Source organism: Mycobacterium nebraskense, from assembly GCF_002102255.1.
Lineage (GTDB): Bacteria > Actinomycetota > Actinomycetes > Mycobacteriales > Mycobacteriaceae > Mycobacterium > Mycobacterium nebraskense.
Genome location: NZ_LQPH01000128.1, coordinates 47,784 through 64,751, shown reverse-complemented (window position 1 = coordinate 64,751; position 16,968 = coordinate 47,784). Strand labels below are relative to the sequence as shown.

16 protein-coding genes are annotated in these 16,968 nt (G+C 69.8%); 3 read left to right on the top strand and 13 right to left on the bottom strand.

The features are described from left to right. Nucleotides 1-5: 5 nt before the first annotated feature. Nucleotides 6-1,679, top strand: a complete 1,674-nt coding sequence (locus AWC17_RS16765; protein ID WP_231588660.1) for an adenylate/guanylate cyclase domain-containing protein — start codon at nt 6-8, stop codon at nt 1,677-1,679. A gap of 6 nt (nt 1,680-1,685) precedes the next feature. Here the strand turns inward: AWC17_RS16765 and topA are convergent, their stop codons facing one another. The 3 genes from topA to cspA form a co-directional block, all read right to left on the bottom strand. Beyond that, nucleotides 1,686-4,481, bottom strand: a complete 2,796-nt coding sequence (gene topA, locus AWC17_RS16760; protein WP_046186104.1) for a type I DNA topoisomerase — start codon at nt 4,479-4,481, stop codon at nt 1,686-1,688. Nucleotides 4,482-4,674: 193 nt separating this feature from the next. Continuing rightward, nucleotides 4,675-5,274, bottom strand: a complete 600-nt coding sequence (locus AWC17_RS16755; RefSeq protein ID WP_046186105.1) for a hypothetical protein — start codon at nt 5,272-5,274, stop codon at nt 4,675-4,677. A gap of 144 nt (nt 5,275-5,418) precedes the next feature. Continuing rightward, a complete protein-coding gene (gene cspA / locus AWC17_RS16750; RefSeq protein ID WP_007166602.1) occupies nt 5,419-5,622 on the bottom strand; it encodes a cold shock protein CspA in 204 nt (67 codons plus the stop codon). 258 nt (nt 5,623-5,880) lie between these two features. Between cspA and AWC17_RS16745 the strand changes: the two genes are divergently transcribed. Next, entirely contained in the window at nt 5,881-8,202 is a 2,322-nt protein-coding gene (locus AWC17_RS16745) for a DEAD/DEAH box helicase (RefSeq protein WP_047322472.1), read from the top strand. Between the two features lie 345 nt (nt 8,203-8,547). Next, a complete protein-coding gene (locus tag AWC17_RS16740) occupies nt 8,548-9,585 on the top strand; it encodes a PAS domain-containing protein (protein WP_046186201.1) in 1,038 nt (345 codons plus the stop codon). Here AWC17_RS16740 and AWC17_RS16735 read toward each other — a convergent pair. Genes AWC17_RS16735 through ssd form a run of 10 tightly spaced genes read right to left on the bottom strand, consistent with a single transcriptional unit; the run spans nt 9,582 to nt 16,847 of the window. Then, nucleotides 9,582-11,123 carry a radical SAM protein gene (locus AWC17_RS16735; protein ID WP_046186207.1) on the bottom strand — a complete coding sequence of 514 codons (1,542 nt, stop codon included), beginning with the start codon at nt 11,121-11,123 and terminating at the stop codon, nt 9,582-9,584. The genes AWC17_RS16740 and AWC17_RS16735 overlap by 4 nt on opposite strands. A 5-nt stretch (nt 11,124-11,128) precedes the next feature. Further along, nucleotides 11,129-11,563: a hypothetical protein gene (locus tag AWC17_RS32115; RefSeq protein WP_141224657.1), complete on the bottom strand. Its 435-nt coding sequence runs from the start codon at nt 11,561-11,563 to the stop codon at nt 11,129-11,131. After that, on the bottom strand, nt 11,560-12,345 hold the full coding sequence (locus AWC17_RS16725) for a prolipoprotein diacylglyceryl transferase (RefSeq protein ID WP_046186203.1): 786 nt from the start codon (nt 12,343-12,345) through the stop codon (nt 11,560-11,562). Before AWC17_RS16725 ends, AWC17_RS32115 begins: the two co-directional genes overlap by 4 nt. A gap of 38 nt (nt 12,346-12,383) precedes the next feature. Further along, nucleotides 12,384-12,671 (bottom strand): Rv3654c family TadE-like protein, encoded by a 288-nt coding sequence (locus AWC17_RS16720; protein ID WP_308292889.1) that lies wholly within the window; start codon nt 12,669-12,671, stop codon nt 12,384-12,386. A gap of 31 nt (nt 12,672-12,702) precedes the next feature. After that, a complete protein-coding gene (locus tag AWC17_RS16715) occupies nt 12,703-12,978 on the bottom strand; it encodes a TadE family type IV pilus minor pilin (RefSeq protein WP_231588663.1) in 276 nt (91 codons plus the stop codon). 50 nt (nt 12,979-13,028) lie between these two features. Next, nucleotides 13,029-13,232, bottom strand: a complete 204-nt coding sequence (locus AWC17_RS16710) for a DUF4244 domain-containing protein (protein WP_046186205.1) — start codon at nt 13,230-13,232, stop codon at nt 13,029-13,031. A gap of 15 nt (nt 13,233-13,247) precedes the next feature. Then, nucleotides 13,248-13,844, bottom strand: coding sequence for a type II secretion system F family protein (locus AWC17_RS16705; RefSeq protein ID WP_197089747.1), 597 nt, complete (start codon nt 13,842-13,844; stop codon nt 13,248-13,250). After that, nucleotides 13,841-14,641, bottom strand: coding sequence for a type II secretion system F family protein (locus tag AWC17_RS16700; protein ID WP_047322471.1), 801 nt, complete (start codon nt 14,639-14,641; stop codon nt 13,841-13,843). Before AWC17_RS16700 ends, AWC17_RS16705 begins: the two co-directional genes overlap by 4 nt. Beyond that, nucleotides 14,638-15,798, bottom strand: a complete 1,161-nt coding sequence (locus tag AWC17_RS16695; protein WP_047322470.1) for a TadA family conjugal transfer-associated ATPase — start codon at nt 15,796-15,798, stop codon at nt 14,638-14,640. The genes AWC17_RS16700 and AWC17_RS16695 overlap by 4 nt, the downstream gene beginning before the upstream one ends. Further along, nucleotides 15,795-16,847 (bottom strand): septum site-determining protein Ssd, encoded by a 1,053-nt coding sequence (gene ssd, locus AWC17_RS16690; protein ID WP_082123223.1) that lies wholly within the window; start codon nt 16,845-16,847, stop codon nt 15,795-15,797. The genes AWC17_RS16695 and ssd overlap by 4 nt, the downstream gene beginning before the upstream one ends. Nucleotides 16,848-16,968: the final 121 nt, after the last annotated feature.

Sequence of the window (16,968 nt, the reverse complement as noted above, 5' to 3'; positions counted from 1 at the left end):
TCGAGATGGTTGTAAGTTTCCGACAAGTCCCTGCTGACCGATACGGTGGGATCGTGGCATCACCGGCAACACTGCCCGGGCGGATCAGCGCATTCGTCCGGTGGGTGGTGCGTACCCCGTGGCCGCTGTTCTCGCTGAGCATGCTGCAGGCCGACATCATCGGCGCCCTCTTCGTGCTCGGCTTCCTGCGCTACGCCCTGCCCCCCGAGGATCGTATTCAGCTGCAGGATCTGCCGGTCCTGAACCTGGCGGTCTTCGGGGCCGCGCTGGTGCTGTTGTTCCTGGCCGGCTGGATGGTGAACCTGAAGCTGCTGATGCCGGTCTTCCGCTGGCAGCGCCGCGACAACCTGCTCGCCGAGGCCGACCCGGCCGCCACCGAGCTGGCCCGCAGCCGCGCCCTGCGGATGCCCTTCTACCGCACGCTCATCAGCATGGCGGCCTGGTGCATCGGCGGCGTGGTGTTCATCATCGCCAGCTGGTCGGTGGCCCGATTCGCCGCGCCCGTCGTGGCCGTCGCCACCGGGCTCGGCGCCGCGGCGACCGCGATCATCGGCTACCTGCAGTCCGAGCGGGTGCTGCGGCCGGTGGCCGTGGCGGCCCTGCGCAGCGGCGTGCCCGAGAACGTCCAGGCGCCCGGCGTCATCCTGCGGCAGATCCTGACGTGGATGCTGTCCACCGCCGTCCCGGTGCTGGCCATCGTGCTGGCGGTGATGGCGGACAAGGCGTCCCTGCTGCACGCCACCCCGGAGAAGCTGTTCACCCCCATCCTGTTGCTGGCGCTGGCGGCGTTGGGCATCGGCTTTGTCAGCACCCTGCTGGTGGCCATGTCGATCGCCGACCCGCTACGTCAGCTGCGGTGGGCGCTGTCCGAGGTGCAGCGCGGAAACTACAACGCGCACATGCAGATCTACGACGCCAGCGAGCTGGGCCTGCTGCAGGCCGGCTTCAACGACATGGTGCGCGACCTGTCCGAGCGGCAGCGGCTGCGTGACCTGTTCGGTCGCTACGTCGGCGAAGACGTGGCCCGCCGGGCACTGGAGCGCGGCACCGAGTTGGGCGGTCAGGAGCGCCACGTCGCGGTCCTGTTCGTCGACCTGGTCGGCTCCACCAAGCTCGCCGCGACCCGACCACCCGCCGAAGTGGTCCACCTGCTCAACGAGTTCTTCCGGGTGGTGGTCGATACCGTCGGCCGGCACGGCGGTTTCGTCAACAAGTTCCAGGGCGACGCCGCCCTGGCCATCTTCGGCGCACCGATCGAACACCCCGACGCTTCGGGCGGTGCGCTCGCCGCGGCTCGCGAACTGCACGACGAACTCCTCCCGGTGATCGGGTCCGCGGAGTTCGGCATCGGGGTGTCGGCGGGCAGGGCGATCGCCGGGCACATCGGCGCCCAGGCCCGCTTCGAATACACGGTGATCGGCGACCCGGTCAACGAGGCCGCCCGGCTGACCGAGCTGGCCAAACTCGAGTCCGGCCACGTGCTGGCGTCGGCGATCGCGGTCAGCGGCGCGCTCGACGCCGAGGCCTTGTGCTGGGATGTCGGCGAAGTGGTCGAGCTGCGCGGCCGCACCGCCCCCACTCAGCTGGCGCGGCCGGTGAATCTGGCCGGATCCACGGACTCCCAACCCGTACGGGCCCCCGAAGAGGTGCACAGCGAGGCAATCGGCCCCGGTTACTAGACCGGTCTAGTTGCGCTTGGCGGCCTTCTTGGCCGGGGCCTTCTTGCGGGCGGCCTTCTTCGCGGGACGCTTCACCGGACCGCGCGCCCGCCGGTCGGCCAGCAGTTCGGCGGCGCGCTCGTCGGTGATCGACAGGACGTCGTCGCCCTTGCGCAGGCTCGCGTTGGTCTCGCCGTCGGTGACGTAGGGCCCGAATCGGCCGTCCTTGATCACCATCGGCTTGCCGGTCGCCGGGTCGGTGCCCAGCTCGCGCAGCGGCGGCGCGGCGGCGGCCTGCCTGCCGCGGCGTTTGGGCTCGGCGTAGATCTTCAACGCCTCGTCGAGCGTGATCTCGAAGATCTGGTCCTCGGTGGCCAGCGAACGAGAATCGGTGCCGCGCTTCAGGTATGGGCCGTAGCGGCCGTTCTGCGCGGTGATCTCCTCACCGGTTTGCGGGTCCACGCCCACCACCCGGGGCAGTGACAGCAGCTTCAGCGCGTCTTCGAGGGTGACGGTCTGCAGGTCCATGCTGCGCAGCAGCGAGCCGGTTCTGGGCTTGGGGCCGGTGGGCTTCTTGCCCTTCTTCGCCGGGGCGCCGCCGTCCTCCTCGCCGGGTGGCTCGGGCAGGACCTCGGTCACGTAGGGGCCGTACCGGCCGTCCTTGGCGACGATCTCGTGACCCGTTTCCGGGTCGACACCCAACGAGCGTCCCTCCTGCGGTGTGGCGAACAGCTGCTCGGCCACCTCCAGCGTCAGCTCGTCGGGCGTGAGCGAGTCGTTGAGGTTGGCGCGCTGCGGCCCGAGCTCACCCTCATCGTTGGTGACCATGCGCTCCAGGTAAGGCCCGTTCTTGCCCACCCGGACGTAGACGGGGCGACCCTGCACGTCGTCAAACAGCTTGATGGAGTTGACTTCTCGGGCGTCGATGCCTTCGAGGTTGACGCCGACGAGCTTCTTCAGGCCGCCGGAGCGGGCCACCGAGTCGGCCACCCCGTGCTCGCCGCCGAAGTAGAAGTTGTTGAGCCAGTCGGTGCGCCGCTCCTGGCCCGAGGCGATCGCGTCGAGCTCGTCTTCCATCGCGGCGGTGAAGTCGTAGTCGACGAGCCGGCCGAAATGCTGCTCCAGCAAACCGGTTACGGCGAACGCGACCCACGAGGGCACCAGGGCGCTGCCCTTCTTGTGCACGTAGCCACGGTCCTGGATGGTTTTGATGATCGACGAGTACGTCGACGGGCGGCCGATGCCCAGCTCCTCGAGCGCCTTCACCAGCGACGCCTCGGTGTAGCGCGCCGGCGGGTTGGTGGCGTGGCCGTCGGGAGTGAGCTCGATGGCGTCCAGCCGCTGGCCCTGCGTCAGGTGCGGCAGCCGGCTCTCGGCGTCATCGGCCTCGCCGCCGGCCAATTCGTCGACAGTCTCCACGTAGGCCTTCAGGAAGCCGGCGAACGTGATGGTGCGCCCGCTGGCCGAGAACACCACATCGCGACCCCCGGATTGACCACTGACCCGCAGGCTCAGCGTGGTCCCGCGCGCGTCGGCCATCTGCGAGGCCACGGTGCGCTGCCAGATCAGCTCGTAGAGCCGGAATTCGTCGCCGTCGAGCTCACGGCGCACCGCGTCCGGGGTGGCGAACGTCTCGCCGGCGGGCCGGATGGCCTCGTGCGCCTCCTGGGCGTTCTTCACCTTGCGGGTGTACTGCCGCGGCGACGGCGAGACGTACTCCTCGCCGTAGAGCTGGCGCGCCTGCGTGCGCGCGGCGTTGATCGCCGACTGCGACAGCGTCGTCGAGTCGGTACGCATATAGGTGATGTAGCCGTTCTCGTAGAGCCGCTGGGCGATGCTCATGGTGCGCTCCGACGAGAACCGCAGCTTGCGGCCGGCCTCCTGCTGCAGCGTCGACGTCATGAACGGCGCGTAGGGCCGGCGGGTGTAGGGCTTCTCCTCCACCGAGGCGACGGACAGCTGGGCGCCACGCAGCCCGGCGGCCAGCTCGGTCGCCTGTGCCTCGTTCAACACGGTCACTTCGTCGGCCTTGCGCAGCTGGCCCAGCGAATCGAAGTCGCGGCCGGTGGCAACGCGCAGGCCGTCGACGCCTGCCAGCCGGGCGGTGAAGGTGGGCGGCTGGGCGGCTGGGTCGGACACGCTGGCGTCCAGCCGGGCCAGGATGTCCCAGTAGGAGGCGCTGCGGAACGCCATGCGGTCGCGTTCCCGCTGCACGATGATGCGCGTGGCCACCGACTGAACCCGGCCGGCCGACAGCTTGGGCGCGACCTTCTTCCACAGCACCGGGCTGACCTCGTACCCGTACAGCCGGTCCAGGATGCGGCGGGTTTCCTGCGCGTCGACCAGGTCGATGTCCAGGTCACGGGGATTCTCGGCGGCCTCGAGGATGGCGGGCTCGGTGATCTCGTGGAACACCATTCGCTTGACCGGGATGTTCGGCTTCAGGGTTTCCAGCAGGTGCCAGGCGATGGCTTCGCCCTCGCGGTCACCATCCGTGGCCAGGTAGAGCTCGTCGACGCCTTTCAGCAAGCCCTTCAGTTCGCTGACGGTGCTCTTCTTCTCCGGGCTGATGATGTACAGCGGTTCGAAGTCGTGGTCGACGTTGACACCAAGCCGTGCCCACGGCTCCGACTTGTACTTCGCCGGCACGTCGGCCGCGGCGCGGGGCAGGTCGCGGATGTGACCGCGCGAGGATTCGACGATGTAGTTGGAGCCCAGGTAGCCGGCCAGTTTGCGCGCCTTGGTAGGCGACTCGACGATGACGAGTCGCCTACGGCTCCCAGCCCGGCCGCTTTCGCGGTCCTTGAGATTCGGGTCGGCCAACTACGCTTACGCTCCATCCTTGATCTCGGCCCCCCTGCGAGGCCGCCCCGCAGAAGAATGACAGGCCGGCGTCAAAAATTCCGCGGAAATTCAGATACGCCAGCGTTCCTTCGCCTTCGGGCACCTGACAATTTCGCACCCTTGGGCGCGCCTGCGCAAACCGGCTGCCGAAAACGCAAGTCTTTTTCCGCGGTTATACCCGCGGCCACGCCGATGGCGCGTCAACGCCGTCGGGGGCGTCGCCCACGTTCTCTACCAGGCGCGATAGCCGGCGACGGCCGCTGACCCGCAGCGCCGGGCGGCCGCCGCGGGTGCCGATCAAAGTGGGGGCGATTCCGACCCGCATCAAAGCCGACGCCAGCGGGGAATGGGTATCGGGCGCGTGTGGATCCAGCCCAAGCAGGTAATGGTCGCCCTCGGGGTGACCGGCCGCCAGCGTCCACGCCCGCAATTCGCGCGGCCCGGGGAGCCAGCGCGGGGGAACCGTTTTGACCGCGCCGCGCGTCCATTCGGCGGCCAAATTGACCAAAGCAGCGGTGACCGCCGTCCGCACCAACGGGGTGTCCTCGTCGGTGCGGCCTATTTCGGGCGTCAGCCCCGCCTCGCGGATCATGTCGGCCAGCGCGGCAGCGCGCCACAGGTGGTCTACGACCACTGAAAGCCGAGCAAGCCGCGCGCCCTGCGCCTCCAGCCCGCCAACCATGACGATCTGCCCGGAAGCCGCCAGCACCCCGGAGAGATCGGCGACCGCGGGCGGCACCGACTCCGCTGTGAAGAAGGAAAGCTGGCTCACGCCACCGACAGTAGGCCAGGTCGACCATCCGCGTCTTGAGGCAACCGGCGCGGCGGCGGTTTCGCGAGCCGGCTGCGATACGAAACCCCCCGGCGGGCCCGCTAGCGGGACTGCACGGGGGGTCCGTGGAGAATCGGCTCGTCCTTAGACGGAGCGGACTCCGGTGGCCTGGGGGCCCTTAGGGCTGTGGCCGATTTCGAACTCGACCTTCTGGTTTTCTTCAAGGGTGCGGAAGCCCGAACCCTGGATCTCCGTGTAGTGGACAAACACGTCTGCGGAACCGTCTTCGGGGGCAATGAACCCGAAGCCCTTCTCCGCGTTGAACCACTTCACAGTTCCCTGTGGCATCTCTCGATCTTTCCTTTTCTTCTGGGTGCGGGACATCGCCTTTCGATGCCCCGGGCCTGTACGACCGCCATACCTCGCTCAGTCGCCGGAACTTCACCCGACCGATTAACCTCGCAGGAACCGCGGCCGCAACGTCGATCCTGCGAAAGTTTGACACGAACACAGAAGCTGCGACCGCAAATAGTCAACCATGTTCATCGCGTCGGCGACAGACTTGCGCCTTGGACGCATTCTGAGACGGGTTCCAGGAGGGTGCGAATGGCGAGTTTCGGCAGCGACCTGCTCGCCGCCGCGCTCGCCGGTACCGCTGCCGACGAGCACCCGCTGCGCCACGTCGCCGAGCTGCCGCCGCGAAGCGGCCGCCCGCACAGTTGGCCGGCGTGGGCCGAGCCCGACGTGGTGCGCGCGTTCACCGACCGCGGCATCAGTTCCCCCTGGTCACACCAGTCGGCCGCCGCGGAATTGGCTCACGCCGGCCGTCACGTGGTGGTGAGCACCGGGACCGCGTCGGGCAAGTCACTGGCCTATCAGCTTCCCGTCCTCAATGCCCTGGCCACCGATCCGCGCGCCCGGGTGCTGTACCTGTCCCCGACGAAGGCGCTTGGCCACGACCAGTTGCGCGCCGCGCACGCGCTCACCGCGGCCATCCCGCGGCTGCATGACGTCGCTCCCACCGCGTATGACGGCGACAGCCCCCCGGAAGTCCGCCGCTTCGCGCGCGAACGGTCCCGGTGGCTGTTTTCCAATCCCGACATGATTCATTTGTCGATTCTGCGCAACCATGCCCGCTGGGCCGTGCTTTTGCGCGGTCTTCGGTTCGTGATCGTCGACGAATGCCATTACTACCGTGGCGTTTTCGGCTCCAACGTGGCGATGGTGCTGCGCCGGTTGCTGCGGCTGTGTGCGCGATACTCCGCTGGACCCGACTCCATGCCCACGGTGATCTTCGCCAGCGCGACGACGGATGCACCGGGCGCGACGGCCGCCGAGCTCATCGGGCTTCCGGTCGAGGAGGTCACCGAGGACGGTTCGCCCCAGGGCGCCCGGACGGTGGCGTTGTGGGAGCCGGCGCTGCGGGCCGACCTGCTCGGCGAGAACGGCGCGCCGGTGCGCCGCTCGGCCGGTGCGGAGGCGGCGCGGGTGATGGCCGACCTGATCGCCGAGGGGGCGCAGACGCTGACGTTCGTCCGGTCGCGGCGCGCCGCGGAGTTGACGGCGCTGGGCACCCAAGCGCGGTTGGACGACATCGCCCCGGAACTGTCCGGCAAGGTGGCGTCGTATCGGGCCGGCTATCTCGCCGAGGACCGCACCGCGCTGGAGCGCGCCCTGGCGGAGGGCCGGCTGCGGGGCCTGGCCACCACGAACGCCCTGGAGTTGGGTGTCGACATCGCGGGACTGGACGCGGTGGTCCTCGCCGGTTTCCCCGGCACGGTCGCCTCGTTCTGGCAGCAGGCCGGCCGGTCGGGCCGGCGCGGGCAGGGCGCGCTGGTCGTGCTGATCGCCCGCGACGATCCGCTGGACACGTACCTGGTACACAACCCCGCCGCGCTGCTGGGCAAGCCGGTCGAGCGGGTGGTGATCGATCCCGCCAACCCCTACATTTTGGGACCCCAACTACTTTGTGCCGCAACCGAAATGCCGCTCGACGAGGCCGAGGTGCGTGACTTCGGCGCCACGGAGGTGGCCGAGGGCCTGATCGACGACGGACTGCTGCGGCGCCGCAACGGCAAGTACTTTCCCGCAGCCGGCCTAGAACCGCATGCGGCGGTGGACATCCGCGGGTCGGCGGGCGGCCAGATCGTCATCGTGGAGGCCGACACCGGGCGGTTGCTGGGCAGCACCGGCGTCGGTCAGGCCCCCGCGTCGGTCCACCCCGGTGCCGTCTACCTGCATCAGGGAGAGAGTTACGTCGTCGACTCGTTGGACTTCGAGGACGCGATCGCCTTCGTGCACGCCGAGGACCCCGGTTACGCGACGTTTGCGCGGGAAATCACCGACATCGCCGTCACCGGCACCGGCGAGCGCTCGCAGTTCGGGCCGGTCACCCTGGGCCTGGTGCCGGTGACCGTCACCCATCGGGTGGTGGGGTATCTGCGCCGCCGGCTTTCCGGGGAGGTGATCGACTTCATCGAGCTGGACATGCCGGAACACACGTTGGCGACCACCGCGGTGATGTACACCATCACCGAAGAGGCGTTGCTGCGCAAGGGTATTGACGCACCGCGGATCCCCGGGTCGCTGCATGCCGCCGAGCATGCGGCGATCGGTCTGCTGCCGTTGGTGGCCAGCTGCGATCGTGGCGACATCGGCGGCTTGTCCACCGCGGTGGGACCGGAACCCGGTGGTCTGCCCAGTGTCTTCGTGTACGACGGCTATCCGGGCGGCGCCGGGTTCGCCGAACGCGGCTTTCGCCAGGTGAGTACCTGGCTGGGTGCGACAGCCGCAGCCATCGAGGCGTGTGAGTGCCCCCGGGGATGTCCGTCCTGCGTGCAGTCCCCCAAATGCGGCAACGGCAACGACCCGCTCGACAAGGCGGGTGCCGTGCGGGTGCTGCGACTGGTCCTCGCGGAGTTGCCTTGAGCAATCCGTCGGATGACGACCGACCCCTCGACGGTCGAACCCACGGACAGGCCCGGTGACGCCGTGCCGAGAGCGCGTTTCCTGCTGCTCAAGAACTGGCGGCATGCTGTCGCACGAGGCCAACGAACGCTCATCGGTGAGCGGTTGGCAGCCCGACTGCGCGGGCGCAGCAGCAAACTACCAAGGCCACAACGACATGGCAACTTCACCCGTGCCCCGGTGGGGTCGGCCTGGAGGCCCGAAGCCATTGGGGCAGAGAACGATACCGTTTACTGCGTCCTGTCCCGGCATGGCCGATAGGCCCGAGGTCCCACGGGTTCGGGCGGTCGCCGTAAAATCGGCCGCATGGGCCACGACTGGTTGCTCGTGGAAACGCTGGGGGGTGAACCCACCGTGGTGGCGCAGGGACGCCAACTGAAGAATCTCGTCCCCATCACCACGTTCATGCGCCGCAGTCCCTATCTCTCCGCGGTTCGGACGGCGATCGCCGAGGCGGTGCAGACCGGGCAGAGCCTGACCAGCATCACTCCCAAGCGCGACCGGGTCATTCGCACCGAACCGGTGGTGATGTCGGACGGCCATATCCACGGCGTGCACGTGTGGACCGGCCCCGCCGACGTCGAACCGCCCGAGCGGCCGACCCCGGGGCCGCTGAAGTGGGACCTGACCATGGGCGTCGCCACCGACACCCGCGAGTCGTTGGCCAACAGCGGAAAGAATCCCGAGGTCGAGGTCACCTTCGGCAGGGCCTTCGCGGAAGACCTGCCCTCGCGCGAGCTCAATCCCAACGAAACCAAGGTGCTCGCCATGGCCGTCAAGGCCGAGCCTGACCAAACACTCTGCAGCACCTGGGATCTCACCGATTGGCAGGGCAATCCCATGCGGATCGGTTTTGTTGCACGCACCGGCTTGGAGGCCGGCCCCGACGGCCGGGACCATTTGGTCGCGCGGGCGATCAACTGGCGCGCCGAACTCAAGGGCCCCGAGGTGTCGACAGACGATCTGGCGCAACGGATTCTGAGCGGGCTCGCCCAGGCCGGCGTCCACCGCGCGCTGATCGACCTCAAGAACTGGGCCCTGCTGAAATGGCTGGACGAGCCCTGCACGTTCTACGACTGGCGGGGCAGTGAGACGGGCAAGCCGAAGATCCACCCCGACGATCAGCACCTGGTGTCCTCGATGACAGAGGAATTCGCCCACGGTGCGACCAGCCGAGTGCTGCGAATGCCCGGCCACGACAACGATTGGGTGCCGGTGCACGTCACGGTCAACAGGGTGGAGCTCGAACCGGGTACCTACGCCGGACTGGTCTCGCTGCGGTTGCCCTCCGATGAGGAACTCGCCGCCGCGGGACTCTCGGGCGGCTCTGCCCCGACGGACTAACTCACCACCGGCAGCAAGCGCTCGGCGGCGACCGATAACCGCTGGCGGCCGAGTTGCGGCCATGCCTGCACCGCGCAGAACGGCGCGCACTGGTCCTGCGACGAACGAGTGCCGACGTGCACGCAGCACTGCACCAGCCGCTCTTCGATCATCGTCGACATGTCCATGAACGGCTTGACCGTGACCCGAACGACACGCTCGCCCAGCATCCGCCGCATTTGGCGCCGCCGACCGGGCAGCGCGGCGGACGCCACGGTCAGCAACGTCGCCATGCCCAAGTCGCAGCTCTCGCAGATCAAGCGCCACACGTCCGACATCTGGGGATGCGACAGCGAAGACTGCTCGGACAGCAAGCCCATCAGTGATTCCCGCACGGCCAGCCGCAATTCCCGGGGAATGTCGGAGTCGGCAATCCGGTTGGCGACCAACCCGAGCTTGTCCTTGAGGTTGTCATGGCCGATCAGTGCGACCAGCGAGCGCCAATTCCCGTTGTCGTCACGAAGCATGTACCCGACCGAACAGCAATGCGGGTGTGAGCAAGGTAGCGCGGTCAGGTCCCGCCAGGTGATCAGGTCATCGGTCTGCGGTCCCAACCGCTTCAACACGCCGGTGTGCGTGAGCCGCCTTTGCGGGTCGATGAGACCCGAACGCCCGGAAGCGAATTGCGGCTGGATGCAAACCCCGCCGACGTAGGGCGTGTTCAGCGCCAGCTTTACGACGTCGCCGATCTCGCCGTCGTTGACGCCGACCGCCGCCGTCATCACGAGCGTGGTGAAGATTTCGCGTTCGGAAAGTCGCCGCAGCGCCGCCTGCTTGATGCGGGACAGGTCGCCGCCACGGTGGTAGCGGTGCGCGGCCGCCGAGAGCCCGTCGTACTGCAGGTAGACCTCCGCGCGTTCGCGGTGCTCGGTGAGCAGGTCCAGCAGCTCATCATCGTGGGCGATCCGTATGCCGTTAGTATTCAACAGGATTCGCGTTATCGGTCGCAAACTGAGCTCGGTGAGCAGCTCCGACAGCTGCGGGTGCAGGCTGGGCTCGCCACCGCTGAGCATCACCACATCGAGGCGGCTGTTTTCACGTGCGAGCCGCTGGTCGACATTGGCCAGCACGTCGCCGACCGCGACGACGTCGCGGAGCTCCGGAGAGGAGTCGGCGAAACACGTCGGGCAGCGCAGGTTGCAGGTCGCGGCGATGTCCTCCAGCAGGATGCAGGTGTGCTGGGTCTGCATCTGCGGCAGGCCGCGCAGATAGGCCGACGGGATGGGGTCGAAGTTGCCGGGCGCATCGGGGACATGGGCCTTGGTGGGCGCGGTCCACTCCTCAAGGTAGCCAAGGATTTCGGGGTCTTCGTCGTACAGCGTCCGAACGAGTCCGTGTGCGGGACAGCCACGTTCGAGCCAGACCTGCCCGTCGCCGCGCACGGCCAGCCAGCCGCTGAGCCGCGCCACGTCGCCCAACTGGCGATCGGGCTGCTCGGCGTGACAGTGTGGGCAAAACGCGTTGACGTAGCGGTGGATTCGATCGCCCCGCAGTTCCATGCCGCTCATCGGGTGAGGTGATACAGCATCGGGTTCAATCCGGTACAGATACCGACGGTGAGGATAGAGGTGAGCGCCCAGCCGATCATCAATCCCATACCGATTCCCCTCGCCCAGGCGCTCTTCTTCACGAACAACAGCGCTCCCCCGCCGACGAAGGCGATCAGCCCCAGCATGACGGCTCCGGTCGCGAAGGCGATTCTCGGTGAGACGGCATTGGCGAGCCCGAACAACACCAGCGGGCCGACGACGGTGTTGATTCCCGCATACAGGGCCATCCCGGCGATGGCCGCGCCGAGGATTTCCCCGCCGCTCGGCTTGCGCGGCGGCGGTTGCCAGCCGGGGTAGGGCTGATTCATGTCATAGGGATAGCCGGGCGGGGGCCAGTCCTGAGGGCGCCAGCCGTCCGGAGGAGGGGGACCCGGCGGTGGGTTCGTCACGTGGCAACCGCCTTCCGTCGCAGTACGGCGTCGTAGTAGCCGCGCCCATATCCCAGGCGCAGCCGGGCGGCAATGAGGAAGAGGGAGGGCAGGAGAAACCACTGCGGCCGGGTCAAGCCCAGCCACACGGTCTCGTTGGCCCGTACGAACTCGACGAAGAACCGGAACACCGCATAGCCCGCGATGTAGAGGACGAACAGCTCGCCCGGCCGACCCACCCGGCTGCGCAGCCACAGCAGCGCCGCGAATGCGGCCAGCTGGAAGGCGATTTCGTAGAGGAATGACGGGTGCATCGCCGCACCTGTGAGGCAGCCCGGACATTTGGGCGTGCCGGCCGGGGCGTGGATGCCCCACGGCAGGTTGGTCGGGCGTCCCGGCGCTTCGGTGAGGTGGCAGCCGACGCGGCCGATCGCCATGCCCAGGGCGACCGCCGGGGCGAACAAGTCACCGGTCTTGCCGGTGTACCCGCCGATCCGCTTGGCGATCAGGACCCCGAGGTAGGCGCCCAGCAGTCCGCCGAGGATGCTGCGCGACCCGAATTCCCACGCCTGCAGCAACGTCGGGTTGAGGCGGACGTCGAGGTGCTCGGCCCAACCGGAGAGGCGCATGCCCACCGCGCCGCCGACAAGGGCACCGGTCACCGCCACCAACGATTGCTCGTTGACCGCTCCACGCCGACGGGCTTCGGCGATGAACACGACCGCGGCGGCCAGGACGCCCAGCGCCACGAAGACACCATGCACCGGCAACATCAGCGGGCCGATCCGCCACCGCGGCACCACGCCGACAGACTATTACGTCCGGCAAGCACGGGTCCGCTTCAGTCGTTGACCGGCCCCGCCCGCGCGGCGGCCCGCGCCGCGCCGCCGAAGACCGCCACCTGGACCGTGACGACGACGTCGAGATCGTCCACGGCACAACTGGCGTCGGTTCGCATCTCGCGGGCCACCGCCGTCGCGCGGGCGCAGGCCGCCTCGGCGCCGGCCGGTAACCGGGCCGCCGCGGCCAACGCGGCCAGATCGGCAGCCGCCTGCGCGCGATGACGCGCCACCACCACCGAGCCGAGGTACGCCCCGGCCCCCGTGACGCACAGCAGCACCGCCACCATCCAGGCCGCGGCCAGGGTGGCCGAGCCCCGATCATCCAGACGGCTCCGCCATTGCGACCGCTTTGGCCGCAATGTCGAGCGCCGGCAACAACTTCGAGTGCGCGACGACGGTGGCCACCAGGAACTCACCGTCGTGGTGCACCTCGACTCGCGCCCCGCCGGGGGCGATGCGCCGGGCGGCGCCAAGTGCCGAGCGTTCGTCGCCGCGGGCGGCCAGCCGCGCGGCCTCGCGGGCGGCGTCCACACAGCGAACCTGCATCGACACGGCGGCGACGCCGGCCACGCACAGCACCAGCACGACGACCAGCGTGGCGATGCCCAGTGCCGCCTCGACGGTGCTGGCGCCCGCACTGCCGGCTAGACCTTGGTGTTGAGCGCGCGACCGATGATGTTGGTCAGCGCAGACACGATGGAGTCGCCGGTCACGACGGTGTACAGGATCGCACCGAACGCGGCCGCCGCGATGGTGCCGATGGCGTACTCGACCGTGGACATGCCCGACTCGTCGGACGCCAGAACCGTCAGGCGGGCGACAAGATCCCGAAATATGTTGTGCCGCAATGCTTCCCTTTCTTCTCACCATAACCCCGACTGCAAGACGTCACCGGCGAGGCCAGCCACCACGGGAACGATCCCCAGGCACACGAACGCCGGCAAGAAGCACAATCCGAGCGGTCCGGCGATCAGCACCCCGGCGCGCTCGGCGGCCGCGGTGGCCGCATGCGCGGCGCCGTGACGAGACTGGTCGGCCAATTCGGCGACGCCCTCGGCGAGCGCCGCACCCGAGGCCGCCGAACGCCGAGCCAGCCGTAGCAGCGCTTCGACCTGCGCGTCGGCCGAGTTGGCGCGCAGCTCCGGCGTAACCGTCCATGCGACAACGGGATCGGCGCCCAGGGCCAGCAGGTCGGCCGCGCGCCGCAGCACGCGGGCCAACGCCGGCGGCGCGGACGTTGCCGCGGCGCGCGCGGCGGTGGCGACTGCCATGCCCGCCCCCAGGCACACGGCCAGCACGTCGAGACAGGATGCGACCGCCAGCGGATCGGGGCCGTACGCCGGCCCGTGTCCCGGGCGGGGTCGATGCTCATGGACCGGTATCCGCGCCCGCGCCCGCACCAGCGACGGGCCGGGGCCGATCCACGCGGCCACCGCCAGCAACACCGCCGCCGTAGTCACGACTCGAGCCGATCGGTGATGCGGTCGGCCCACAACAGGCCGCCGCACACCAGGGTCGAACCGACGGCCAAGAGCCATCCGCCCGCGTGCCCGTTCAGCAGGAAGGCCAGCGGTCGGGCGCCGATCAGTTGGCCCAGCAGCACGCCGAGCACCGGCAGCCCCGCCAGGATCGCCGCGGTTGCGCGCGCGCCGGCCATGTTCGACGTCACTTGCGCCGAGAACCGTTGCCGCTCGGCAATATCGCGTTGCGCGGCGCGCATCAGGGTGGCTATCGCCAGGCCGTGGTCGCTGGCCAGTTGCCAGCACAGCGCGAGGCGATCCCAGTGCGGGGGCAGGGTCGACGATTTCGCCGCGGCGCGCAGGCCGGCCGCGACGTCGGCCCCCAATCTGGCGCGGGCCGCGACCACCCGCAACGACTCCGCAGCCGCACCGGTGGTTTCGCCGGCGGCCACCCCGAACGCACGCACCGGATCGGAGCCGACGCGCAGCTCGCCGACGAGCACGTCGAGCGCGCCTTCCAGCGCTTGCCCCTCGCGCAGGGCGCGCCGGATGCGGTGGCGGCGGCGACAGCGCAGGATCGCCGTCGCGCCCATGACCGCGACGGCCACCACCGCCGTCAGCGGCAGCAGCATGGCGGCGCCCACGACCGCCGCGGCGAGGCTGCTTGCCCCGCGTGGCCCGGCGAGCGGGCGCCAGCGACGGTTTGTCACCGCCGGCGCGAGCCGGCGGTGCGGTGACGGCGGAAGGACGATCAGCGCGAGCGCCAACAGCAGTGCGCCGGCCACGGGGCCGTTCATGCGGGCATCCGGCTTTGCAGCACGCGATGCAGAAGCTCGGCGTCGTCGGTCATCCCCCCGTCGGCATGCCAGACCGTGACCGCCCGCACCCGGCCCGCAATCTCACGCAGCACGGCGATTTCGCCGAGTCGACGCCGTCCGGTGCGATCCCGTGCGACGTGCAACAGCACCTGCACGGCCGCGGCGAGCTGGCTGTGCAGCGCCGCGCGATCGAGACCGCCCAGCGCGCCCAGCGCCTCCAGCCGGGCGGGGACTTCGCCCGGGCTGTTGGCGTGCACCGTGCCCGCTCCCCCGTCGTGGCCCGTGTTCAGCGCCGCCAGCAGATCCACCACCTCGGCGCCCCGCACCTCGCCGACCACGATGCGATCGGGCCGCATCCGCAAGGCCTGACGAACAAGTTGGCGCAGCGGGACTTCACCGATGCCTTCGACGTTGGCGCACCGCGCGACCAGCTTGACCAGATGCGGATGCCGGGGCGCCAGCTCGGCGGCGTCCTCGACACACACGATCCGTTCGGTGGGCGCCACGGCGCCGAGCATCGCGGCGAGCAGGGTCGTCTTTCCGGCTCCCGTTCCGCCGCACACCAGGAAGGCCACCCGGGCGGCGATGATGTCGGCGACCAGGGTGGCGGCCTCGGGCGCCAAAGCGCCCGCCGCGATTAGGGCCGCCAGGTCCTGACTGGCCGGCCGCAGCACGCGCAGCGACAAGCACGTGCCCGCGGCCGCCACGGGCGGTAGCACCGCGTGCAACCGCACCGCGAACCCGGCGCCGATGCCGGTGAGCTGGCCGTCCACCCATGGCTGCGCGTCGTCCAGGCGCCGACCGGCCGCCAGTGCCAGCCGCTGCGCCAGGCGCCGCACCGCCGCTTCGTCGGCGAACCGAACCTGCGTGCGCCGTAGGCCATTACCGTCGTCGACCCACACCGCGTCGGGCGCGGTGACCAAGACGTCGGTGGTGCCGTCCGCGCACAACAACGGCTCGAGGATGCCCGCGCCGGTCAGTTCGGTCTGCAGCACCCGGAGATTGGCCAACACCTCGGTGTCACCGAGCATCCCGCCGGACTCGGCCCTGATGGCGGCGGCCACGACGTTCGGACCCAGCGGAGCGGATTCGGCGGCCAGCCGCTCACGCACCCGGTCGATCAGAGAACCGCTCATGCGGCCCTACCGTTTCGTGCCGGCCTCGACGACGCACTCGGCAGCACGGCGAGCACCTGGCGGGCGGCCGCCGCGAGCGCGGATCGCCGTCCGACTCGTAGGCCGCCGCGCTCCAGCTGCTCGGCGACGTGCGGCTCCGCTTTCATCGACGCCAGCAACGGCAACCCGGTGATGTCGGCTATCTCGGCCGCCCGCAACCCTCCCGGCGACGGACCCCGCACCACCAATCCCACGTTGGGGTTGATGGCGGCCAGCACCGGGGAAAGCGCACCCGTCGCCGCGCACCCGCGCACATCGCAGCGGCTGACCACGACGACAAGGTCGGCGGCATCCAGCGCGGCTTGCGTCGCGTCGGTGAGACGACGCGGAAGGTCGCAGACCACCGTGACCGGGCCACGGCGACCGGCATCGACGATGGCGTGCACCGGCCCGGCGGCCAACTCGTATCCGCGTCGGGTGCCGGACAGCATGCTGACCCCCCGGTGTCGCGGCAACGCCTCACGCACGGCCGACCAGTTGAGCCGGCCGCCCTGCAACGCCAGGTCCGGCCAGCGCAGGCCCGGAACACTCTCGGCGCCCAGCAGTAGATCGATCCCACCACCCCACGGGTCGAGGTCCACCAACAGCGCGTCGGCGGCGGCCTGCGCCATGGCGACCGTCAGCGACGACGCGCCGGCCCCGCCGCACCCTCCGATGACGGCGACGACATCGCCGCGCGACCCATCGTCGCGAGACGATTCGGCCGCCTCGGCGAGCGCGCGCACCAAGTCGCGCTCCTGCTCCGGCAGCCGCAGCACATGCCCGGCACCGACCGCGACGGCCGCCGCCCACGTCGGGGTGGCCGGGTCGACCGCCGTCAGCACGGCCACGTGAGCGCGGCGCGGCAGCGCCGCCCGCCCGCATCGGTCGGCCGCCGCCTCGTCCAGCACCACGGCCCCGGCCGCCGACCACGTCTTGCGACTCAGGACGCCGCCGGCGTGGACCACCCGGACACCGACGGCCGCCGCCACGCGATCCAATTCCCGGCGCAGTTCCGGGTCCGCCAACACCGCCAACACGCCCGTGGAGGCCGCCGCTTCGGCCGGGGAGGTGCTAGTCACGTGCCCACTCTGCGAGCTCGCGATATTGGACGCCAGTCCCAAACGCGGATTTGTGGATAGAGACGCGAGT

Bases quoted from the DNA above. Each gene is read 5' to 3' on its own strand.
- AWC17_RS16765 (WP_231588660.1), top strand. From the start codon at position 6: ATGGTTGTAAGTTTCCGACAAGTCCCTGCTGACCGATACGGTGGGATC.
- cspA (WP_007166602.1), bottom strand. From the start codon at position 5,622: ATGCCACAGGGAACTGTGAAGTGGTTCAACGCGGAGAAGGGCTTCGGG.
- AWC17_RS16745 (WP_047322472.1), top strand. From the start codon at position 5,881: ATGGCGAGTTTCGGCAGCGACCTGCTCGCCGCCGCGCTCGCCGGTACC.
- AWC17_RS16740 (WP_046186201.1), top strand. From the start codon at position 8,548: ATGGGCCACGACTGGTTGCTCGTGGAAACGCTGGGGGGTGAACCCACC.
- AWC17_RS16735 (WP_046186207.1), bottom strand. From the start codon at position 11,123: ATGGAACTGCGGGGCGATCGAATCCACCGCTACGTCAACGCGTTTTGC.
- AWC17_RS16720 (WP_308292889.1), bottom strand. From the start codon at position 12,671: ATGGTGGCGGTGCTGCTGTGCGTCACGGGGGCCGGGGCGTACCTCGGC.
- AWC17_RS16700 (WP_047322471.1), bottom strand. From the start codon at position 14,641: ATGAACGGCCCCGTGGCCGGCGCACTGCTGTTGGCGCTCGCGCTGATC.
- AWC17_RS16695 (WP_047322470.1), bottom strand. From the start codon at position 15,798: ATGAGCGGTTCTCTGATCGACCGGGTGCGTGAGCGGCTGGCCGCCGAA.